We start from the raw sequence: 21,440 nt of genomic DNA on the forward strand, positions 1-21,440 counted from the left end.
ATTCCCCCCCGGCTAAATCCTGTGCATGAATTTGAAGACATCTTCGTGCTGAGCATCGATCCTCACACCCAGTTCAAGTCCCTTTGCGGCCAATCTTTCCTTTAAGGTGCTCAAGTCCACAGGGCTGCCGGACATATCCGCAACCATGACCATCACCAGAAATTCCTGCAAAATGGTCTGGCTGATGTCCAGAATATTAATGCCGTTTGACGCGAGTACCTGGGCCACTCCGGCGATAATGCCCACGCAGTCCGGCCCCACGACGGTAACTATGACCCGGTTCCCCTTTGATTCAGTCTTCTTAAGCTCCGCAAGCATCATAGTTCTCCCCTTTAACAAAAAAATTAAAGCTGGCGGCCAGCTTTGCTTACGCATATAGAGTATGCGATATTCCCACGAAATATGGGGAAATATAAAATAATCTTAACCTTGGCTGATCTAAAAGTCAAACCTTTTTACGGGCGCCTGACGCAGGCTTATTATGCAAAAGCTGCAAGTTGGGTAGTGTGTGAAGACGTGGATAATTGCAACACTGGAGTTTGAAAGCTTCAAAGTTCCAGCCCTCGAAGAAACCTACCGCCGCTTGTACTCCGGCCTCGAATAACGCATCCTTTTCCTTGTTGATGGTGTCAAAATCAGTAGTCTTAATCCCAAGCGAGGGTATTGAAATGGTGCGGAGGCTGCTTTTGAGGTTCGACTCATGGATTTTGTCATGAGCTTCCAGCATAGTTGAAAGTATGGCTTTGAAAAGGTCGAAGGGGTTGTTGATGCGCGAGGGTTCGGTTTGATCTTCCTCCACAATTTTAAAGCCAAAAGTCGGCCAGGCGGGGACATCATCGTCGTCGAATACCCAGACTGGAAAATTGCTGAGTACTCCACCATCAATTAAATAGTTTAGTTTCTGTCTATTTTTCAAACTGCTGGAAACAATGCGGCAGGGTTCAAAAAAGAAGGGAAGTGAGGAACTCATCCTTACTGCCTTGCATACTTCCATGCTGTCAGGATCAATACCGTAGTCTATGAAATCGTAGGGCAGCCTTAACAGCTTGCGCCTGGTGACATCTGTGGCGGTAACAACAAGTTTGTAGTGGCGGATAGGATCGCTGTCATACTCTTTCTGGACAAGGTCTTTAAATGTGACAATCCCTTTTGCGGCCAATAATCCCCGGATCAGGCTTTCCAGGTGATTTCCCACGTAAAGACCGTGCTTGAACCACAGGTTAAGCGCATGACCGATAATGGGTATTCGTCCCACCCAGTCAACATCCTTTAAGTATCTGAAATCAAGTTTCCAGATCTGCTCTTTAATTTCAAGCGCCGAATACCCCGCCGCAACCAGGGCTGCGATGATTGCGCCGGCAGAAGAGCCAGCCACGTTTACCCACTGGTAACCCCGCCTCTCGGCTTCAAAAAGAGCGCCTAGCATACCGAAGGCTTTAACGCCGCCACCTTCAAAAATTGCATCAGCCTTTTTCTTCAAAATTATCACCCCCTCCGAAAAATATTATTGAGCCGTGTTGAAAAAGGTGACAATTATATTTAACTTACTTTAATCGGGCTAATGCTTGTGTTTTATTGTTGACAGAACACGTGTTCTGATGTAGTATGATAACAAACATATGTACGACAAGGGGGCGTCTTGATGGATAGAGTTATGAGAATTAAAGAAGAGTATGCGTGTTATACGGACTTCGTGTTGATCGACCGGTTATTGGATTGGTTGGAGAGGGAGGACGGGGAGCTGGAGATATTGGCGGGTTTCTGGCTTTGCCTGGCTGCTGTGACCTACTTTGCCGCACATCTGGTCCGGGCTTTCATGAGGTGATAGTTGCCGCAACAATAAAATAAAAAGCCCCCCGAACCCGGAAGCCTTGATTTTAATTGGTGCGGCAGAAAGGACTTGAACCTTCACATCCTTACGGACACAAGAACCTGAATCTTGCGCGTCTGCCAATTCCGCCACTGCCGCATGTAGAGCTGTGAATTTTTGAAGTAAGTATTTCTGAATATTTACTTGGGGAGGTTTATAATTTATTTAAAAGTTTCTTGAATTTCTTCAATCCAGACTTTGCCTTCCAACCCGTCAGTTGATTTGTTAATTTTTTCCAACACAATCTTATATCCATCGACTTCACAAATTTCTGTGCACTCAAAATTATCTTTAACCCAGGAAAATTCCTTGTTAATCTCTTCACTTTTTTTTTGAAATAAATCATCGGTATCTTTAGCTACTTTAAATTCACCTTTTTGAGCATATTCGCAAAGCCAATAGAGTTTCATCGTTCACTCTCCTTTTTTAAGGTAATTGTACCATAATTTTGATTGGGCGTAAATTTTAAATATCGGCAATATTAGAGGGTGACAACAAAAAGGCTAGAACCCTGTGTAAGTGTTCTAACCCTGAAAAAAATATTGGTGCGGCAGAAAGGACTTGAACCTTCACACCCTTACGGGCACAAGAACCTGAATCTTGCGCGTCTGCCAATTCCGCCACTGCCGCATACAATTAAATTTATTCCGGCGAAAACCGCATAGATACTATAGCATAATTATTAATGACCTGTCAACAGCCATGAAGTCTGTAAATTAAGGGATTTGACTTTAACCTGTGTCATTAATTCACTTTAAAACGGCGCATTTCATTTGCCGTTCAGGGGCAACCTTTAACTTAAAGAAAGGGAGGCGCTTATGGGCAAAAGGGTGAAAGGTGTTTTAAAGGGATGTAAAGTCCCGTCGACTGCAACAATGGGCTATAAGGAAACATGGGATATGGGCAAGGCGGCCAACTCCAAGAAAAGGTGGAAGTTGACCCCCCCTGACAGGCCCAGCGTATAAAAATTTAGCATATCAAAACGGGGTTTGGCTATCCGGTCGAGCCCTGTTTGATTTTATGCTATTAATATTTGTTAACATATCGACAGCAACTGGACTATTTGACGTTTTCCGGATATGATAACCTTGGCCTCCCAAATTTGCTCCCGGAGCGTGTGTACCATGGACAGGGAAGAAGATTACTATGGGCTTGAAGATGGCTATGCAGAGGAAAATACTGACGGTGAAGAAAATACTGCCGGCCGGCCGGCTCTTTTTAGGTTTGCTGCACTAATAACGCTTTTGGCTTTTATCGGTCTTGTTGCTGCCACATCCCTCCAGTCATTCGGGAACGCTCCGTTAGCTGAGCTAATTACCGAATCGCTTCACCTGAAAAAAGATATAGATAATGAAATGATGCAGGCTGTGGTGCAGGTCCAGGTGGTGGCACGTAAAAATGGTTCCTCTATCACAGTGGAGCAGAAGCGCGGTACTGGGTTTAATATCAACCCGCAGGGGGTAATTGTCACCAATCACCACGTGGTTGAGGACGCGCTAAACGTGGTGGTGGAATTCCCTGACGGCAGAGTTTTCAAAGCCGTTAACTGGTCCGGCAGGTCGGAATATGACCTGGCGGTAATAAACCTCGACGGCGCCGAGTTGCCGGTGGTTGCCCTGGATGCACGGTGCGCGCCCCAGCCAGGTGACAGGATCAGGGTAGTTGGCAACCCGCTTTCACTCAACAATATTGTTGTTGAAGGCACGGTGCAAGAGTACCTGATTGTTAGGGGCAAAGCAGAGCAGGTATTCACCATTGACGCCCCTATTTATGCGGGAAACAGCGGAAGCCCGGTCTACAACCGGAACGGTCAAGTGGTCGGGGTGGTCTTTGGCACTATGCATCGTACCGAGAACGGTAAGGAGAAGGTTATAGGCCTGGCTATTCCAATTATTGAGGTGTTGAGCTTAACCGGTTAGTTACCAGGTGAAACCTCTACCTTTTACCTCTACCGTTTCGGTGATATAGATGAAAGCCTTTTTATCAATTGAATGCACGATTTCTTTGACCCTGGGGATTTCATAATGACTGACGACACAGCTAATCACTAGCTTTGGTTGTCCTGAATATGCTCCCTGACCCTCCAGGTAGGTTACCCCCCGGCGCATTTCATGCATGATGCGGTCAGCAATTTCAGAGCTTTTATCTGAGATGATCATGACTGACTTGTTGTGGTTAAACCCTTCTATAACCGTGTCGATAACTTTCCCCCCAACCCACATGCTGATGGCGGTATACATGGCAATCTTCAGGTCGAAAAAATACAGTGAGGGGAGCAACACCGCGATGTTGCAATAGAAGGAAGTAGCCCCAACGGAAATGTTCTTCTTTTTTTTCGCGATCATAGATATGATATCGGTTCCTCCGGTGGAGGCTCCATATTTTAATACGATGCCGCTGCCCAGACCTGTGACAATGCCGGAGAAAAGGGAGGCCAGGAACAGGTCAAGCCCGTATACAGGTATGTATGGTCTGGATAGAGGCAGGACGAGAATGAGCACGATTGTTCCTGCGGCGCTGTAAATGATAAACTTGTGGTCAAGTTCCTTCAGACCCCAGATAAAAATAGGTAGATTTATGAGAAAAATACCAAGGTAGACAGGAAAGCCGGTAAGATAATTGATCATCAGGGACAGGCCCGACACTCCCCCCGACAGCAGCCCGTAGGGGATAATAAAGGCGTTGATCGAAATTGCAATTAAGGCGGCGCCGGTGGCAATGCCCGCCAGCCTTATTGAGACTTTTTTCCCGGCTCTGCTGAGCCTGGCCAGTTTTACCCTTGTTTTTCTCTTCATGGGTGAAATTATAGCACCATCCTCTAACTCAATCAATTAATTATAAAATATTATGGCCATCTCCTTTAACCCCGATCGGGCAGCCACGAGCCCTTTTTAAGGTCCTACATAACTTGGGCCTTTTGTACTATTTACTTGCACTATTAAAAAATATATAAATAAGGTTGCAAAATCTTTCGTATAAAGGAATGATTAATCCAGAGTTTATCGAATATCTATCGAAAAGGTAAAGAGGTCCGACTAATGTTAGACATTAATGCACTCGACCGGATTCTCAATCAAATATTTAAGGATACGCTGGATGCGCTTGATCGCAGGAAAATTCAGGTATACAATGTCTTGGAAAACTCACGCCTGGAGTTTGCCAGGCTGACAGAAGAGTTAACCAGGGTTAAAAAGGAACTTTTGGAAGTTCGGGCGCAGGTGGATGATTTATCCTATAAAGGGAAAAAAGCCACTCTGCGTTTGATGGAAATTAAGAAAAATTTTAACAAGTATACCGACGAGGTTATTAAAAACGTTTATGACCATACTTATAACCTCCAATTGGAAATATTCAAGCTGGGTGAGAAAGAAAAGGCTTTAGAGCAGCAATGCGCTCAAATTGAAAAGAGCTTGCAACAGTTTCGGGAGACTGTAGCGCGGGCTGAAAAAATAATCGCTCAGGTCGGTGTTGTTTACAGTTTTCTGGGTAGTGGGCTGAATGACCTCAGTTCGAAAATTGGCGAGTACCGGCAAGCGCAGCACCTTGCCCTGAGCATCATCAAAGCCCAGGAAGAAGAACGTAAGCGGCTGGCGCGGGAAATTCACGACAGCCCGGCTCAATCCATGGCCAATATTGTAATGAGGGCGGAGTATTGCCTGAAACTTCTGGACCTGGACCCGGCTAAAGTCAGGGAAGAGCTGGTCGCTTTACAGGAACTGGTCCGCATGAGCCTCATGGACGTCAGAAAAATCATTTTTGACTTAAGGCCCATGGTCTTGGACGACCTGGGGTTGGTTCCCGCTATAAAAAGATACCTCAGCGACTGCAGGCTGCAGAACGAACACCCAATAGAATTTCTTTTCTTTGGGCAGCCGAGACGACTGGACACTTCTGTCGAGGTAGCTTTGTTCAGAATTGTGCAGGAAGCGGTAACCAACATTAGAAAGCATGCCCAGGCTAACAATGCTCTGGTTAAGGTAGAAGTGCTTGAGAACAAGATAAATATACATATCAAGGATGACGGTCTCGGCTTTGAGCAGGATAAGGTGATGGTAGAGCGGTCCGCTGAGGGATACGGTCTGGTTGGCATAAGGGAGAGAGTGCAGCTTTTAAAAGGAGAGATGAGTATCACCTCTTCTCCCGGTAATGGTACGGCATTATGTGTTTCGGTCCCTACAGACTATTAATGCTTGTCATAACTTCGTTATTTGGGGGGAAACCGGTTCTATGGAGAAAGTAAAGGTGTTGATCGTCGACGATCATGCTCTGGTTAGAGAAGGGTTAACCAAAATTTTATCGACCGAAGAGGTCATCAAAGTTGTGGGTGAGGCCGAAAATGGCGCTCAGGCCGTTGAACAGGCTTTCCGAATGCAGCCGGACGTGATTCTGATGGATATCAATATGCCGGTTACCAACGGAATTGAAGCTACCCGGGCGATTAAAAATGAGAAACCTGAGATCGGTATAATTGCCTTGACTATCCATGACCAGGAGGAATACCTTTTTGAATTGATCAAGGCGGGAGTGTCCGGCTATATTTTAAAAGATATCAGCCCCAGCGTTTTAATCCAAACCATTCTGGGGGTGGCCAGAGGAGAGTCATTTATCACTCCGTCCATGACGGCCAAAATGTTTAATGAATATGCCCGGCTGTCATCTCAAAACCAACTTGGGACCTCGTCAGAGAGACTGACCAGGCGTGAATTCGACGTGTTGAGACTGGTTGCGCACGGGGAAAACAACCGTGCCATTGCCAAGAAATTATTTATCAGCGAGAAAACAGTAAAGAACCACTTGACCAACATATTTCAAAAACTGGGGGTAGAGGACCGGACCCAGGCAGCCATCCATGCAGTCAAAAACAGACTGGTCAAAATCTGATTCCAATCAAAACCACATTGCCAGGAATCCAGCCCGTGAAAAAACGCGGGTTTTTTTGTGTTGGTGAAATTATAGGACCTATATCCCATAAAAAGCCGGTTAATGTCGTTAATAAAATGAGACTGGAGAATCATGTCATAAAGACAAGCAGGTAGTAAAATTATTTCAACAAGCCAGCAGGGAAAGGGTGGATATAAATGAAGAGCCTGGTCAGAAAATTTTCTAAGGAAGAGGCCGGCCAGGGGTTGGCGGAATACGCATTTATCTTGATGCTGGTGGCGATGGTGGCCATAGCGGCTCTAAAAACGATGTCTAGTGGAATCATCAATGCTTTTAGCGACACTACTGAGAATTTCAATTAGTTGGGCATAAGAGCTATAAAAAAAACCAAAAAAGAAAGGTGGTGTAAATAATGACCAATATCTTAAAAACACTGATTGTTGAGGAAAAAGGTCAGGGGATGGCGGAATATGGTTTGATACTTGCACTTATTGCGGTTGTTGTTATTGGCGCCCTGCAGCTTATGGGTACTACCATTAGCGACAAATTTGGAGAAGTCAATGGCGGTCTAACCGGCACTGAAACCAGCACTGACTAATCAGAAGTTACAAAAATGCTTATTGAAATTACAGTAAATGGCCCTACTTGAGCTTCCTTGAGTAGGGCCGCACTCTAAAAACCAAGGACAACAAACATGTTGAGTGATGTTATTTTGTTTAGTGTATTGGCAATCTGCCTTTATACAGATGTTTCCTATAGAAAGATTTATAATTTTGTTCTTCTGCCCGCCTTCATTGCAGCCGTCATATACCATCTCCTGACCGGCGGGTTGGGCCAGAGCTGGTGGGCGGTACAGGGTTTTATACTGGGAATTGCCCTGCTGGTTATACCTTTCACGATGGGCGGCATAGGTGCGGGAGACGTTAAGCTTCTTGGTATTATCGGAGTTTTAAAGGGACCTGATTTTGTGGTTGTGGCTTTTCTCGCAAGCGCCATTGTGGGTGGGATTATGTCGGCAGTTTATTTGATAAAGCAGAAAAAAATACGGACTACCCTGGAGAAAATAGGATATAACGCATATTTACTGGCTATGGGAGCACCACGAATAAGGGGGAAGGTTTCTATCGACGACAGTCAGACAGCGGTTACCATCCCTTATGGAGCGGCTATTGCCGCATACTTCACGAGGTGATCTTGATGCATTTTATTAGGAAGCTGATTAAAAACAAACAAGGGCAGGCACTGGTGGAGCTGGCGCTGGTACTTCCCATTTTACTCATGTTGGTCATGGGCACAGTTGAATTTGGAAGGATATTTCATTCCTATCTGCTCATAACAAACGCTACCAGGGAGGGCGCCCGTGCCGGTATAGTGGGTTTGGACGATACTGCCATTAAGACAAAGGTCAAGGAGGTTTCTGTTTCACTGGGCCTAACGGACTCTCAAATTTCAATTGAGCCTGGCCAAAGCTCCAGGGTAAGGGGTGTTCCACTGACGGTCCGGGTCAATTATTCCATAGGCCTGATAACGCCAATCGTGGACGCAGTCGTTCCCAACCCATTCCCTCTAACAGCCTCAACAACGATGAGGATAGAGTGAAGACGGAGGTGAATATGAAAAGTTTAATAAAATTTTTCAGGCATTTTACCAGTGACCAACGGGGAATGGCCCTGATTTTGGTAGCTGCCGGCATGGCGGCTTTTACCGGCTTCATGGCTCTGGTAACTGATATCGGACTGCTTGCGCTTAACAAGCAAAGACTGGTCAACGCTGTGGATGCTGCTGTCTTGGCCGGAGTCCATGAACTGCCGGTCAACCCGGAACAGGCCAGGGTGGTAGCTGTAAACTATGCTTTGCAAAATGGCGTCAGTCCGGTGGATACATTGGTGGGGACCTACCTGGGCCGCTCTAACACAAAACTAACAGTAGCCGCCACAAGACAGGTGGATTTTATCTTTGCTCGGCTCCTGGGTTTCAATTCAGGCGCCGTAAGCGCCTCGGCAACAGCCGGCCTTTCAGGTGTCAGCGCCTTGAACGGGGCGGCTCCACTGGCAATATCCGAAAGACCTTTTGAATTCGGTGTCTCCTATACTTTGAAGGTAGGAGCGAACAGTGATGACCCACCGCTGGGCCCGGGGACTTTCGGAGCTCTTTCCCTGGGGGGAAGCGGAGCGTCAAATTACGAAGATAATCTGAAGTATGGTTATAAAGGTACACTCCACGTGGGCGATGTGGTTAACACGGAAACGGGAAATATGTCTAACCCAACCATGCGTGCTGTTGACTACCGGCTGGGACTCTGCACTCATTACCCGGCCTGCACTCCTACCCATTTTGACCCGGGGTGTCCTAGGATACTTCTTATACCTGTCTATAGAGAAAACTATGAAGCTAACGGGCAGATAAAGAATATTACCATATCAGGATTTGCTGCTTTTCTGGTAGACCACGTGGCCGGGCAGGGAACAGAGAGCAATATTTATGGCTCTTTTATCAGGTTGGTGGCTGATGGAGAGACCTCTTCCGGGCAAGCTGACTACGGTTTGCTGGGCGCCAAACTAATTGAATAAACAAGGCGGTAGATAACAGTGAAAAACAAGATCATTTTAATCCTGGCCGTCGCCGTCGGTCTGGCCGCAGCCGGCGGCATCTATACATTTTTGGATGGACTTAAAAAGACTTACGTGGTAAACGGAGATTTTGTAAAAGTAGTAACTGCCCGCCAGCGTATTCCAGCGAGGACACAGGTTACGGCTCAGATGCTTGAATTGACAGAAATCCCCGCCAGGTATATTAACGAGCGGGCAGCGGTTGACACCAATGAGGTCATCGGTAAAATCGTGAAGTCGGACATCTTGTCCGGGGAGCAGGTCTTAAGGGATAAACTGGCCAAGGACAAGGAATACTCCGACGGACTTTCCTTTGTGATCCAACCCGGCAAACGGGCCGTTACTGTGGCGGTGAACCAGGTCTCCGGTATTGCAGGACTAATTAAACAGGGCGACCGGGTGGATGTATTTGGGACCTTCGACGTGCAGGGGCAGAATCAGGAAAAAGCCAGTTTCACCAGCCTCTTGATCCAGAACGTGGATGTACTCAGTGTCGACCAGTCAGCCATCCAGGACGCAGCCGGCGGTCAGGACGCAAAAAAGGCTAGCGCGAGCGAGCATACTATAACCCTGCAGGTGACGCCGGAACAGGCCCAACCCCTGATCCTTTGTTCGGAAAAAGGCACGATCAGGTTAAGCCTTCGCCAGGCTACCGACCAGAATATCATTACACTGCCGTCAATCAGGACGAACCAACTGGTGCACTAAAGGAGGTCAATCGCGTGAGCCAGACCAGCGTACTCGTTGTTGACGATATCGCCAATGTCCGTGAAGATATCAAGCGGTTGCTTTACTTTGAGGAGGACATCACGGTTGTCGGAGAAGCGGGCGACGGGGAAGAAGCCCTCAGAATGGCTGAAAATCTCAAACCTGACGTAGTTCTGATGGATATTAACATGCCGGGCATGGACGGGATCATGGCTTCTGAGAAAATATCCAACCAGATACCCGAGACTGCTATTGTCATTATTTCCATTCAGGGGGAACCGGAGTACCTGAGAAAGGCCATGGCTGCGGGAGCCAGAGACTACCTGGTTAAACCTTTCAGCTGTAACGAACTGGCTGAGACCATACGTCGCGCCAACAACAGCTATAAAATCAGACCCAGGCGTTCTTTATCGCCGCCCGTTGCAACAGCGCCGCCGGAAGCGGAACCACCGGATAAGAGGATAATTGCTGTTTTCTCGAGTAAAGGTGGTGTAGGAAAGAGCACGGTTTCCTGCAATATGGCGGTTAGCCTGGCCCAGGAGACCCAAAAGAGGGTGGCGCTGGTGGATTTAGATCTTCAGGGCGGTGATGACGCAGTGATGTTGAACCTTTCCCCCAAGGGTACTATTGCTGAAATGGTGCAGGAAGAGGAGCAGTTGGAATACTCCCTGCTTAACAGTTATTTGGCGCCGCATATGTCCGGAGTCAAGGTGCTCCCGGCTCCCTTCCGGCCGGAGCAGGCTGAATTGATTACAGCTGCCCACGTGGCTGAGATCCTCACCCTGTTAAAGGCCAATCACGATTACATCGTTATTGATACGTCACCGCTCTTTAACGATTTGAATTTAAACGCCCTGGAAATGGCCGATGACATACTATTAATCTTCACCCGTGACCTTCCGGCCATTAAGCACGTTAAAACTGACCTCGAGGTTCTGGAAACGCTGAACCAGTCACACAAAGTCAAGCTGGTTCTGAACAAGTCCACCCAGGACTATGGAATCAAGATTGCAGATTTGCAAAAACACATGAATGCTTCACCTGCAGCCATATTGCCTTTTGATGAGAAAACCGTCCTATCTTCAATAAATAAGGGACACCCGTTTGTCCTGACCAGCGCTAACAGCAGGATTGCCCAGAGTATCAAGGAACTGGCCGCAGAATTTGAAACAGCCACGGCAATTGCTCAAGATAAAGCAGTTAAAAAATCTCTTTTTAATAAAATTTTTAGTATCTAAACCATTCATCTTAAGAAAGGGAAGAGCAAATGTCACTTTTGGCCAGAATCGAAAAACAAAAAGTTGCTCAAACAGAAATAAAAGGGAACTCATTAAAGAAATTACCTTTGGTAAAGAAAGACCCTTATGAGAGCCTGAAGACATCCATTCATAAGAGGATTATCGAAGATTTAAAGGACTTAGCGGCTCCCGACAGTGAAAAAACGCAGGAGGATTTGGCCAGGAGAATTGAGGGAATGGTCTTAGCACAGCTGGAAGCTGAAGAAAACAGTATACCCCGCCTGGATCGTTTGCGCATCGCCAAGGAAATCTCTGACGATGCTATCGCTTTTGGCCCGATTACTTCACTTTTAAATGACCCGGAAGTAACAGAGATTATGGTCAACGGCCCGGACAAAATATATGTGGAGAAAGAAGGAAAGATAGAATTAACCGACCTGTTTTTCCGCAATAGCGGACATGTCATGCATATTATTGAAAAAATCGTAAGCCCTTTGGGCAGGCGGATTGACGAAAGTATGCCGATGGTCGATGCCCGCTTGCCGGACGGTTCCAGGGTCAACGCCATCATCCCCCCGCTTAGTTTAAAAGGGCCTGCCATCACCATTCGTAAATTCTTCAAGGATCCTTTGACTATCGATAACCTGATCGATTTTGGTACGATTACCTCACAAATTGCAGGTTTCCTTGAGGCTTGTGTTAAATCCAGGCTAAATATACTTGTTTCGGGGGGGACAGGCAGTGGTAAAACCACCACGCTCAATGTATTATCTTCATTTATTCCCAATGATGAGAGAATTGTAACGATCGAGGACGCGGCGGAACTTCAATTAAGGCAGGAACATGTGATTACGCTGGAAAGCCGCCCGCCCAATATTGAAGGCAAGGGAGCTATAACCATCCGTGATCTGGTGCGCAATGCTCTCCGCATGCGCCCGGACCGTATTGTTGTCGGGGAAGTCCGCAGCGGTGAAGCGCTGGATATGCTTCAAGCCATGAACACCGGTCACGACGGTTCGTTAACCACCGGCCACGCCAATACGCCGCGGGACATGCTCTCAAGACTTGAGACAATGGTTTTGATGGCCGGTATGGAGCTGCCGGTTAAGGCCATCAGAGAACAAATTTCCTCTGCTGTTGATTTGATTATCCAGCAGAGCCGGATGAAGGACGGGTCGCGTAAAATCACTCACCTTACTGAAGTGCAGGGAATGGAAGGAGATATTATTGTATTGCAGGATATTTATCTCTATAAGCAGGAAGGCATCGATCCTGAAGGCAAAATTCAGGGACGGTTCATTGCCACAGGAATCAGGCCAAAGTTCATCAATAAGCTGGAAGCACACGGGATTAACATACCCTTTGAGGCCTTTGATCCATCTATACTGTAATAAATGACGGGAGGTCATTAAAGTGTCTCTTACGACCATCTTTGGCCTGGTTTTTCTTTCTATGCTGCTTTTTTTTCTGGGTTTTAAACAACTGAAGGCAGGGGAGCAGGAACAAATAGCCCTGCGGATGCACAGGGTCATCGGTGACCGGATGAAAGTGATGGTGGAAAAGGTTAAAGCAAAGAGGAGCGCCGGGGGGGGCCACAGGTTACTGGAACTGACAGGCAGGTTGTTTATTGCCAGCAAGCTTAGTAATAAGTTTGAGGGAGAATTGAACAAAGCGGATATTCCGTTAAAGGGAGAAGAATTTATGGGGCTGATGCTGATCCTTGTTGTTGCCGGTGGACTGTTGGCCACTCTTGCCACCAAGAACCCGGTGTTTGGGATTTTTGCAGCTGTCCTTGGCGGTTACCTGCCCTTATTCGGACTCCGCAGAGCCAAGTTGAAGAGGCTTACCAAGTTCAACGGGCAGATTGGGGATGCCCTGGTGATTATGGCCAATGCGATGCGCTCGGGGTTCAGTTTTCTGCAAGCTATGGATATGGTGCGCAAAGAACTGCCCAGTCCGATATCCAAGGACTTTGGCGCTGCCCTCCAGGAAATGAATTGGGGCACTCCGACTGAGGAGGCGTTGCTCAATATGGCAGCCAAGACCAACAGCGAAGACCTTGAACTGGTGATCACAGCCGTCATGATTCAGCGTCAGGTAGGGGGGAACCTGGCCGAAGTGCTTGACAGTATTGCTTCTACGATCAGGGAGAGAGTACGGATTCAAGGTGAAATAAAGACATTGACCGCTCAGGGACGTGTCTCCGGCTTGATTATTGGTCTTCTTCCCATTTTTTTAACGGCGGCAATATATTTTATCAGTCCTGAATACATAAAGGTCCTGTTTGTCAATAAAGTAGGTTTACTATTGGTTTTTCTTGCTGTACTGTCACAGGTTTTAGGGCTGACTATTATCAGCAAGATCGTCAATATTCCGGCTTAAGGAGGGAATTCTTTTTTGCTGGTATTAATCATCGCAGCTGTCTTTTGTGAAACCATACTACTTACCCTATTGTTACATAGCTTTACATGTAAGGGCCGCCGGGAGATTGAACAGAGGGTTGTTGAAGTGGTCAGCCGCAAGGCGCCAACAGTAAGAGACCTGGAGTTAAAGGCGCCCTTTTATCGACGGGCTGTCAAACCCATACTGGTTAAGATGTCTTTATGGATGACAAAAGCCTTGCCGGCTGAAAAAGAGGTTCAACTTGCCCATAAGTTAGTCAAGGCCAACCTAAATGAAGCCATCGCGCCCAGAGAGCTCCTGGTGGTCAAATATCTGGCTGCTATCGGCGTCGCCGCTCTGTTGTGGATGTTCTCCGGTATGCTGGGTAAAAGCTTTATACAGACAGTGATTATGGGTGCTGCCGGCCTGGGACTGGGCTGGTATATGCCGGATTTTTATATTAATAATAAGGGCTCAACACGCGTGCGGGAAATTGAAAAATCCTTGCCGGATGTTCTGGACCTGCTTACTGTAAGCGTGGAAGCCGGTCTGGGATTCGACGGGGCATTGATGAAGGTTGTGGAGAAAACTAAAAACGCCCTGTCTCATGAGTTTACGTTGATGTTGAAGGAAATAAAGATGGGTAAACCAAGGATTGAAGCTATGAGAGATATGTCCACCCGGGTTGGTGTAGATGATTTGTCGACTTTCACCGGATCGATTATTATGGCCGACCAGTTGGGGGTGAGTATAGGGAATATTCTACGCCTGCAGTCCGACCAGATCCGGCAGAAACGCCGTCAGCGGGTTGAAGAAATGGCCATGAAGGCTCCCGTAAAAATGTTGATCCCCATGGTGCTGTTTATTTTTCCGGCTATTTTTGTAGTTTTGTTGGGGCCTGCGGCCATTAAGATCGCCAATACCTTTTAAAGAAACGTATCAAGAGGTAAAAATAATGCAGTTAATGAATATAACTAACGGGGCAGTATTGGCTGAGGTTATTCGGGTAGCCGGTGATTTTAAAACAAGGCTGAAGGGCCTGATCGGCAGGACCGGCTTAAAAGATGATGAGGCTTTAATCATACAACCATGCAGCTCAGTCCACACATGTTTTATGAGTTTCACTATTGATGTAGTTTTTTTGAGTAGCGAGTTATATATTCTACGCACGATGGAGCACATGCGGCCCTACAGGTTCAGTCCCATCATAGCCGGTTCCCGCATGGTTGTTGAGCTGCCGGCCGGGAGACTTGCCGCTACCTCGACAGGAGTGGGGCACCAGTTGAAACTATTAGTCAAGGAGGCGTTATAATGAAAAAGCCTAAAATCGGCAAAAGCAACGCTCGTATGACCCGCTTATCGATAACTACCAAGATAGCCGTAGCCTTCAGCTTGCTCATAATGTTTCTTGTGTCGGTGGTGGCCGCATCAATAGTCCTAAAAAATCAGGCGCTCTTTAAAGCTGAGTTTCAAGAGAAAGGGTGGAGCATCGTCTATACCGCCCTTCCCTACTTCTCCAGCTACATGCAAAGCAACAACCTGGATTATATGAATAACATTGTTAAAGCTATCGGCAAGTACCAGGATATAAGTTATGTTGCGGTCCTGGACGAGTGGGGAAAAGTGCTCGTTCATACTGATGACAAGCAGGTCGGAACATGGTTTGGTGATGAAGATACTAAAAGCGTCATGGCTGAAAAATCCGATATCTTGAAGCTGCATTCAGACGATTCCGGCAAACCTTACCTGATGGACTTTTATGCTCCAATTAAGACTGCCGGAGGCGGCACTATAGGTTATTTCCGTTTGGGTGTAAGCCTCGCCGGCCTTACTATGCAGACCAGGCAAACGACCATAAATATTATTCTGATCTGCCTGGCTGCAATTATTGCCGGCATTTTTCTGTCCCAGCTTATAACCAAGAGAACTCTCAAAAAGCCCTTGCTGGATTTGACCGCTGCCACCGAAAAGCTGGCTATTGGAGACTTTTCCTATAAGGTCAATATTTACAGCCAGGATGAGTTGGGTGATTTGGCCAGGTCTTTCAACACCATGACCGTTCACCTGTCCAACCTGGTCCATTCGGTGAAATCCAGCGTGATAGACATCAATAAATCCGCTGAGCAAATTATCGGCCAGCTCCAAACTTCCGGCCGGACCAACAACAAGTTATCTCAGACCTTCGATTTATTAAAACAGGGAACAGAGGAGCAGGTGGCCATTTTAAAGCAATCTTCTTCCCTGGCGGAGCAGTTGTCTGAGCAGTCCAAAAACGCCATGGACGGGATCCTGCAAATATTAAGTGAAGTAAAAAAGACAGTTCAAGTGAGCGAAAAAGGGGTCAATGACATCTCCAGGGTCGGTGACAACATTCAGCAATCAGGCCGGTCTCTTGCCGGCACCCGGAACTTAATCAGGCAGGTGGATGAGAAAGCCCGGCAGTTTTCTCAAACCATCGCCGATTTTTCTGAGCTGCTCAAAAAAACCAACTCCTGCACTGTTCAGGTGGCGCTGGAGGCGGCCCGTTCGGGAAATGAGGAACTTGCTCGCGCTGCGGAGACCCTGCATGCCATCTCCGAGGAATCTGCGCAGCGGGTTAGCCAAATGTCCAGTGAGCTGGCTGATGTTGATAATACCTGGTCGGCTGCGGAAAAAGCCATGGATTCAAACATAAAAAGCCTCTCGGAAGGACAGGAGGCGGTCACTGAAGCTGGGGATTCTCTGGGAAAAGTAATGAGGTCTCTTCTGCAGAGCAAGGACTTTATCGAGGCTGTGGCTTCCTCAGCCCAACAGCAATCGGCCAACATTGAAGACATCATCCGGAGCCAGAGCGGTATCATTAACGGCTTGCTGAAATCAATCAAAAAAAGCTCCGGCGCCGGGAGCGATACCAAAGTTCAGATGGAGAACCTGCACGACATAGATTCCCTGACTAAAAAGTTGATCCGCATGGTTGACCGGCTCAATGTGCTGTCGCTGCAGTTTAAAACTCAATAATAAGGGTGATATTTACATAATATAACATGGATGAGAAAAAGGGAGATATTTTTTATCATAGGTCTTAATGGTTATAAAAATCAATTTTTCATAGAAGGAATTATGAAGTTAATGTCTAAATATTAAGCCGACATTTTAAGCCTTTTTTAAACAAATAATATTGAATGGGAAATGTTTTAGAAGTGAAAGTTATCGAACCAAAGGAAATGAAAGGAGGTCGCCCAACATGAGTGACAGCTTTTTCCAAAATTTAATTGATAATATCCCGTTATTAGTCAAAGTGTTAAACCACAACGGAACAGGCGCATTTTTTAATAAAGGTTGGTTGGAATTCACCGGCTGCACGTTAGAGCAGGAAATTGGAAGCGGGTGGTCGGATGGCCTGCATCCTGAAGACATTAAGGGTTATCTGAAAGCTGTTGAAGAAGCTTGTGGCAACCGCCAAAGCAACCGCTATGAATATCGCCTGCGGCGGGCGGACGGTGTGTACCGCTGGATTTTGGAAGAGGGTAAGCCGGTTACTTCACCCGGGGGAGGATTTGAGAGTTATATTTGTTCGGGCCTGGACATTACTGAACAAAAGCAGGCGCAGGAAAAAATTAGTAATAACTACTTTGATCAATTTACCGGGCTCCCCAACCGCCGCTTTTTTGACGATTACCTGAGGCGGGAATGGGGACGGGCAGCCCGCACCGTAAGATCACTTACCCTGGTGATGTGCGGCGCCGGCCACAACAGTCAGAAAGACAACAAATACCTTAAGCTGCTGGGAAGCGCAATTAACAAAGAGCTGAACCGCCCAGGAGACTTCCTGGCCCTTTACAGCGACGAAAAGTTTGTGGCTATTTTACCGGAAACAGACGCCCAAGGAGCGGCTGTGGTAGTGGATAGAATTCGGACAAGAGTTAAGACCCTGGAGCCCGGACACAGCCTTCCGGACATCGGGTTGATCAGCGCAGTCCCCACCATAGACGTTTCTACTGCTGCTGAACTGGTTGAACTGGCGGAGCAGGCTATGCAGCAGGAGAAGAAACAAAAGAAATAAAGTATATTGTTCATATGATTAACAAAATTTTAAAAGTATCACTTCCTTAGATCTGGTTAAAATAATTAAAACCGGATTAAAGGAGGTGCGCTGATGCCGGAAGGTATTAACTGTAAAATTGAAGAGTGCCATCACAACGATACCGGTAAGTGTCTTGCAGATAATATTGAGGTCAGGTCAAGTGTCGATAATAAGATTTGCAACATGTCTGAGAATACCTGTTGCGAAACTTTCAAACCCAAAATGTCTTAACTCAAAAAATTAACCCATCTGTTAAAAAGATGGGTTAATTGCTCTTTGCCCACAAGAAAAGCACAACGGCAAGCGCTCCTTCTTCCGGAAGCCTTGCCGTTTCTCCTTTTTCTGGTGGGCCATGAAGGACTCGAACCTTCAACCTGACGATTAAGAGTCGCCTGCTCTACCAATTGAGCTAATGGCCCATAAGTTTATTTTTGTGTTATTTTGGCTGGGGCGGCTGGATTCGAACCAACGAAATGCCGGAGTCAGAGTCCGGTGCCTTACCGCTTGGCGACGCCCCAATCATAATTTGGATGGTCGGGATGGAGGGATTTGAACCCCCGGCCTCTTGCTCCCAAGGCAAGCGCGCTAGCCAAACTGCGCTACATCCCGTAAAACTGATACAAAAATTATTATAACCAAAAATAATGTGTGCGTCAAGATATATAAAAAAATGTCCAGCTTACGCTGGACGGGGAGAGATAGAACTCACCAAAGCGGAGTAATAATAGTATTCTCAGGCTCATTTGAAAATATACTATAGTACTGTGAAAAATAGTTTAACCGATTTCAATACAATTTCAATGCTCTGTTTATCCGTTAAGACCAATTTCATAGCCATCTTAGGAATGAAATACTATAAAAGAATAATGTTTTGCCGGCGTTTTTGGACATGAAGTGATGAGCAGTTTTATTATGTTTTTGTGGTGGCTAAAGAGATTCTAATTGATTATTGGTGAGGAACCATGATACCATTATGCACGAGTATGTCTTCTTCAATTGGTATTGATTTGGTTGGCGTCCCTGATTTTTGTTAATATTTTACTTCATAATAGTCTAAATCTGCATGATAAAGGGTCTTGCTTACCAGATTTAAGTCTCCCGCCTGCAGTAGAAGGAATATTATATTTCTGTGTAGAAAAAAGTTTTTAATAACCAAAACACCAGGGTTGATCGAAAAGCTATAAAAAAAGCACATTAAAAATGCCAACCAGTAACCGGAGACATTCTCATACTTGCAGTATGGTCAAGCGTAATTAGCCTTTTCCTTTTTCCCTTATAAAAAATTTCTCTGCCGGAATTATTAGCCGAAAGCGTGAAAGGGGAAGTGAAATGACAGAACAGGTAAATTTCGAGCAGATCTACGACGGTTGCATTGAGCCCGGCAGAGAGCCCAAGAAATTATTCCAGTCCGTTTATGACGGCGCTATTACTGCATTAAGCTATGCGGAAAACCTGCTCGGCAAAGCCATCAGCCAGTATGGCGCCGAACATCCGGTTGGGTACCCGGATACGGCTTATTACCTCCCGGTCATTGCCTGCATGAGCGGTGAGCGGGTTACCACTTTAGGTGAACTGCCCCCGATTCTGAACCGGATGAGAGCGAGGGTAAAGGAAGAAAGAACCTTTCAAAACATGCTCCTATGGGGTGAGTCAACCTGGTACGCCGCCGAGATAATCGAAGCGCTGCGCTACCTTGAGCACACTCCTGAAAAACCGCTGCATGTACCGCCGTGGACCGGGTTTGTTGGGGATCCGGTCGTCCGCCAGTACGGCCTTAAGATGGTTGACTGGACGATCCCGGGTGAGGCAGTTATTATCGGCCGGGCCAGAACCTCCAAGGACGCCAAAATGATTGTGGACAGCCTGATGGCCAAAGGCATGATGCTGTTTTTGTGTGACGAGATCATTGAACAGTTACTCGAAGAAAACGTGAAGATGGGGGCGGAGTTTATCTCCTATCCCGTCGGTAAATTTACGCAGGTAGTCCACGCCGCCAACTATGCCCTGCGCGCCGGTATGATGTTCGGCGGTGTCCCGCTAGGGCAGAGGGAAGCGCAGCGGGACTACCAGCGCCGTCGCATCATGGCTTTTGTCCTCTACCTGGGTGAGCGGGACGTGGTCAAGGATGCCGCCTGTGCCGGAGCAATATTTGCTGGTTACCCCGTCATTACCGATCAGCCACTGGCTGATGACGAGCAGATAAAGGACTGGTTTATCTCAGAGCCCGACTACAAGAAAATAGTCCAGGTTGCACTGGAAACCAGGGGTATTCAGATCACCTCCATTGATATCGACGCTCCCATAACGATCGGACCGGCTTTTGAGGGCGAGAGCATCCGCAGGAAAGATATGCACTGTGAGTTTGGCGGGCAGCGGACCTCGGGTTTTGAGCTGGTGAAGATGGCAGGTGCGGATAAGATTGAGGACGGCAAGGTAAACATAATCGGTCCGGATATCGACACAGTAGAGACAGGCGCAAGCCTGCCCATCGGCATCTTGGTAGAAGTATGCGGCCGTAAGATGCAGGAGGACTTTGAGCCCGTGCTGGAACGGCGCATCCATTATTACGTCAACTACGGCGAAGGTATCTGGCACGTGGCCCAGCGGGATATCACCTGGGTACGGATTAGCAAAGAAGCTTACAATAAGGGCTTTCGTCTCAAGCACCTGGGGAATATCCTTTATGCCAAGTTTAAATCCGAGTTCCCTTCCATTGTTGACCGGGTTCAGGTTACGATTATTACGGATGAGGCTGCGGTGCTTAAAATGCGGGAGGAAGCGAGAGGGTACTACCAGAAAAGGGACGACCGCTTGCGGCAACTGCGGGATGAGACGGTAGACACTTTTTACTCCTGCACCCTCTGCCAGTCCTTCGCGCCGACCCACGTCTGCATGGTATCTCCCCAGCGTGTAGGACTGTGCGGCGCGGTAAGTTGGCTGGATGCCAAGGCCTCTTATGAGATAAACCCGCACGGTCCAAACCAACCTGTTCCCAAGGAGGGGATTATTGACGAAGTCAAAGGGCAGTGGCAGTCATTCAACGAATTTATCTTTCAAAACTCTCAGCAAACAGTGACGGCAGTCAACTTTTACACCGTCATGGAATACCCGATGACCTCCTGCGGCTGCTTTGAGTGTATTCTGGCCTTGGTCCCTGAATGCAATGGTTTTATGGTGGTCAGCCGGGAGTACGTCGGCATGACCCCAAGCGGCATGACCTTCTCAAATCTGGCCGGAGCCATTGGCGGAGGCGCCCAGATGCCTGGCTTCATGGGTATCGGCAGGTCGTATCTGTCCTCACCTAAGTTTATCCAGGCTGACGGTGGACTGGCAAAGTTGATTTGGATGCCCAAAGACCTCAAGGAAGACTTAAGAGAAAGGCTGGCGGAGGCAGCTGAGGCGGCAGGCCTGGGCCGTGACTTCGTTGACAGTATCGCAGATGAGACGATTGGAGCCGGCGGAGAAGAAATACTGCCCTTCCTGGAGGAAAAAGGCCACCCGGCACTGACCATGGAACCGCTCTTTTAGTTGATTTTTAAACCTTTATGCTTTATGCGGCGCTGGCAGAAAGATGAAAACATAGCGATGTTGGTGCGATTCCGATCGCACTTGCGCTGCAAGAAGTTTAAATAATTTGTACTAGCCTTATTTTATACTGTAAGTTCATGTGTGATGAATGATTCATCCCC

Annotated in this window: 24 protein-coding genes and 5 tRNA genes; 20 read left to right on the plus strand and 9 right to left on the minus strand. The window is 47.2% G+C overall.

Features of this window, described 5'->3' with window-relative positions; translation table 11 throughout:
- Nucleotides 1-12: 12 nt before the first annotated feature.
- On the minus strand, nucleotides 13-318 hold the full coding sequence (locus Psfp_RS04920) for an ACT domain-containing protein (protein ID WP_134217499.1): 306 nt from the start codon (nucleotides 316-318) through the stop codon (nucleotides 13-15).
- Between the two features lie 127 nt (nucleotides 319-445).
- Nucleotides 446-1,480 (minus strand): patatin-like phospholipase family protein, encoded by a 1,035-nt coding sequence (locus tag Psfp_RS04925; RefSeq protein WP_134217439.1) that lies wholly within the window; start codon nucleotides 1,478-1,480, stop codon nucleotides 446-448.
- A 162-nt stretch (nucleotides 1,481-1,642) separates the two neighbouring features.
- Here Psfp_RS04925 and Psfp_RS04930 point away from each other — a divergent pair, with 162 nt between their 5' ends.
- A complete protein-coding gene (locus tag Psfp_RS04930; protein WP_134217440.1) occupies nucleotides 1,643-1,825 on the plus strand; it encodes a hypothetical protein in 183 nt (60 codons plus the stop codon).
- Nucleotides 1,826-1,882: 57 nt separating this feature from the next.
- On the opposite strand, the gene Psfp_RS04935 is transcribed toward Psfp_RS04930, so the two are convergent.
- The 3 genes from Psfp_RS04935 to Psfp_RS04945 form a co-directional block, all read right to left on the minus strand.
- Nucleotides 1,883-1,969: transfer RNA gene (locus Psfp_RS04935), tRNA-Leu, on the minus strand.
- A gap of 62 nt (nucleotides 1,970-2,031) precedes the next feature.
- A complete protein-coding gene (locus Psfp_RS04940) occupies nucleotides 2,032-2,280 on the minus strand; it encodes a hypothetical protein (RefSeq protein WP_134217441.1) in 249 nt (82 codons plus the stop codon).
- A 133-nt stretch (nucleotides 2,281-2,413) separates the two neighbouring features.
- A tRNA-Leu gene (locus Psfp_RS04945) sits at nucleotides 2,414-2,500 on the minus strand.
- A gap of 188 nt (nucleotides 2,501-2,688) precedes the next feature.
- Here Psfp_RS04945 and Psfp_RS21510 point away from each other — a divergent pair.
- Both Psfp_RS21510 and Psfp_RS04950 read left to right on the plus strand, forming a co-directional pair.
- Nucleotides 2,689-2,835, plus strand: coding sequence for a hypothetical protein (locus Psfp_RS21510; RefSeq protein WP_190239045.1), 147 nt, complete (start codon nucleotides 2,689-2,691; stop codon nucleotides 2,833-2,835).
- Between the two features lie 159 nt (nucleotides 2,836-2,994).
- Nucleotides 2,995-3,789: a trypsin-like peptidase domain-containing protein gene (locus Psfp_RS04950; RefSeq protein ID WP_190239044.1), complete on the plus strand. Its 795-nt coding sequence runs from the start codon at nucleotides 2,995-2,997 to the stop codon at nucleotides 3,787-3,789.
- Here the strand turns inward: Psfp_RS04950 and Psfp_RS04955 are convergent, their stop codons facing one another.
- Entirely contained in the window at nucleotides 3,790-4,665 is an 876-nt protein-coding gene (locus tag Psfp_RS04955) for a YitT family protein (protein ID WP_134217443.1), read from the minus strand.
- A gap of 243 nt (nucleotides 4,666-4,908) precedes the next feature.
- On the opposite strand from Psfp_RS04955, the gene Psfp_RS04960 reads away from it, so the two are divergent.
- From Psfp_RS04960 to Psfp_RS05035, 16 genes are all read left to right on the plus strand, one after another.
- Nucleotides 4,909-6,057: a sensor histidine kinase gene (locus Psfp_RS04960; RefSeq protein ID WP_134217444.1), complete on the plus strand. Its 1,149-nt coding sequence runs from the start codon at nucleotides 4,909-4,911 to the stop codon at nucleotides 6,055-6,057.
- 40 nt (nucleotides 6,058-6,097) lie between these two features.
- Nucleotides 6,098-6,751 (plus strand): response regulator transcription factor, encoded by a 654-nt coding sequence (locus tag Psfp_RS04965; RefSeq protein ID WP_134217445.1) that lies wholly within the window; start codon nucleotides 6,098-6,100, stop codon nucleotides 6,749-6,751.
- A 197-nt stretch (nucleotides 6,752-6,948) separates the two neighbouring features.
- A complete protein-coding gene (locus Psfp_RS04970; RefSeq protein WP_134217446.1) occupies nucleotides 6,949-7,113 on the plus strand; it encodes a Flp family type IVb pilin in 165 nt (54 codons plus the stop codon).
- Between the two features lie 50 nt (nucleotides 7,114-7,163).
- Nucleotides 7,164-7,349, plus strand: coding sequence for a Flp family type IVb pilin (locus tag Psfp_RS04975; protein WP_134217447.1), 186 nt, complete (start codon nucleotides 7,164-7,166; stop codon nucleotides 7,347-7,349).
- Nucleotides 7,350-7,445: 96 nt separating this feature from the next.
- Nucleotides 7,446-7,943, plus strand: coding sequence for an A24 family peptidase (locus Psfp_RS04980; RefSeq protein ID WP_134217448.1), 498 nt, complete (start codon nucleotides 7,446-7,448; stop codon nucleotides 7,941-7,943).
- A gap of 5 nt (nucleotides 7,944-7,948) precedes the next feature.
- Nucleotides 7,949-8,350, plus strand: coding sequence for a TadE family protein (locus Psfp_RS04985; protein WP_134217449.1), 402 nt, complete (start codon nucleotides 7,949-7,951; stop codon nucleotides 8,348-8,350).
- A 14-nt stretch (nucleotides 8,351-8,364) separates the two neighbouring features.
- Nucleotides 8,365-9,321, plus strand: coding sequence for a TadE/TadG family type IV pilus assembly protein (locus Psfp_RS04990; protein WP_134217450.1), 957 nt, complete (start codon nucleotides 8,365-8,367; stop codon nucleotides 9,319-9,321).
- A gap of 18 nt (nucleotides 9,322-9,339) precedes the next feature.
- Nucleotides 9,340-10,068 (plus strand): Flp pilus assembly protein CpaB, encoded by a 729-nt coding sequence (cpaB, locus tag Psfp_RS04995; RefSeq protein ID WP_192895273.1) that lies wholly within the window; start codon nucleotides 9,340-9,342, stop codon nucleotides 10,066-10,068.
- 14 nt (nucleotides 10,069-10,082) lie between these two features.
- Nucleotides 10,083-11,306 carry a response regulator gene (locus Psfp_RS05000; protein ID WP_134217452.1) on the plus strand — a complete coding sequence of 408 codons (1,224 nt, stop codon included), beginning with the start codon at nucleotides 10,083-10,085 and terminating at the stop codon, nucleotides 11,304-11,306.
- Nucleotides 11,307-11,335: 29 nt separating this feature from the next.
- The gene (locus Psfp_RS05005; protein ID WP_134217453.1) at nucleotides 11,336-12,697 is read left to right on the plus strand and encodes a CpaF family protein; all 1,362 of its coding nucleotides are present in this window, start codon (nucleotides 11,336-11,338) and stop codon (nucleotides 12,695-12,697) included.
- A gap of 22 nt (nucleotides 12,698-12,719) precedes the next feature.
- The gene (locus tag Psfp_RS05010; RefSeq protein WP_134217454.1) at nucleotides 12,720-13,688 is read left to right on the plus strand and encodes a type II secretion system F family protein; all 969 of its coding nucleotides are present in this window, start codon (nucleotides 12,720-12,722) and stop codon (nucleotides 13,686-13,688) included.
- 15 nt (nucleotides 13,689-13,703) lie between these two features.
- The gene (locus tag Psfp_RS05015) at nucleotides 13,704-14,618 is read left to right on the plus strand and encodes a type II secretion system F family protein (protein ID WP_134217455.1); all 915 of its coding nucleotides are present in this window, start codon (nucleotides 13,704-13,706) and stop codon (nucleotides 14,616-14,618) included.
- Nucleotides 14,619-14,643: 25 nt separating this feature from the next.
- Nucleotides 14,644-15,000 carry a DUF192 domain-containing protein gene (locus tag Psfp_RS05020; protein ID WP_134217456.1) on the plus strand — a complete coding sequence of 119 codons (357 nt, stop codon included), beginning with the start codon at nucleotides 14,644-14,646 and terminating at the stop codon, nucleotides 14,998-15,000.
- Complete coding sequence (locus tag Psfp_RS05025; RefSeq protein ID WP_134217457.1) at nucleotides 15,000-16,685, plus strand: methyl-accepting chemotaxis protein; 1,686 nt, start codon at nucleotides 15,000-15,002, stop codon at nucleotides 16,683-16,685. The genes Psfp_RS05020 and Psfp_RS05025 overlap by 1 nt, the downstream gene beginning before the upstream one ends.
- Nucleotides 16,686-16,911: 226 nt before the next feature.
- Nucleotides 16,912-17,730, plus strand: coding sequence for a diguanylate cyclase (locus Psfp_RS05030; protein ID WP_134217458.1), 819 nt, complete (start codon nucleotides 16,912-16,914; stop codon nucleotides 17,728-17,730).
- A gap of 93 nt (nucleotides 17,731-17,823) precedes the next feature.
- A complete protein-coding gene (locus tag Psfp_RS05035; protein ID WP_134217459.1) occupies nucleotides 17,824-17,982 on the plus strand; it encodes a DUF1540 domain-containing protein in 159 nt (52 codons plus the stop codon).
- Between the two features lie 112 nt (nucleotides 17,983-18,094).
- Here the strand turns inward: Psfp_RS05035 and Psfp_RS05040 are convergent.
- The 3 genes from Psfp_RS05040 to Psfp_RS05050 form a co-directional block, all read right to left on the minus strand.
- Nucleotides 18,095-18,170 (minus strand) — tRNA-Lys (locus Psfp_RS05040).
- A gap of 23 nt (nucleotides 18,171-18,193) precedes the next feature.
- Nucleotides 18,194-18,269: transfer RNA gene (locus tag Psfp_RS05045), tRNA-Gln, on the minus strand.
- A gap of 13 nt (nucleotides 18,270-18,282) precedes the next feature.
- A tRNA-Pro gene (locus Psfp_RS05050) sits at nucleotides 18,283-18,360 on the minus strand.
- A 720-nt stretch (nucleotides 18,361-19,080) separates the two neighbouring features.
- Here Psfp_RS05050 and acsB point away from each other — a divergent pair.
- On the plus strand, nucleotides 19,081-21,279 hold the full coding sequence (gene acsB, locus Psfp_RS05055) for an acetyl-CoA decarbonylase/synthase complex subunit alpha/beta (RefSeq protein ID WP_134217460.1): 2,199 nt from the start codon (nucleotides 19,081-19,083) through the stop codon (nucleotides 21,277-21,279).
- Nucleotides 21,280-21,440: the final 161 nt, after the last annotated feature.

This window comes from Pelotomaculum sp. FP, from assembly GCF_004369245.1.
GTDB classification, from domain to species: Bacteria; Bacillota; Desulfotomaculia; order Desulfotomaculales; family Pelotomaculaceae; genus Pelotomaculum_C; species Pelotomaculum_C schinkii.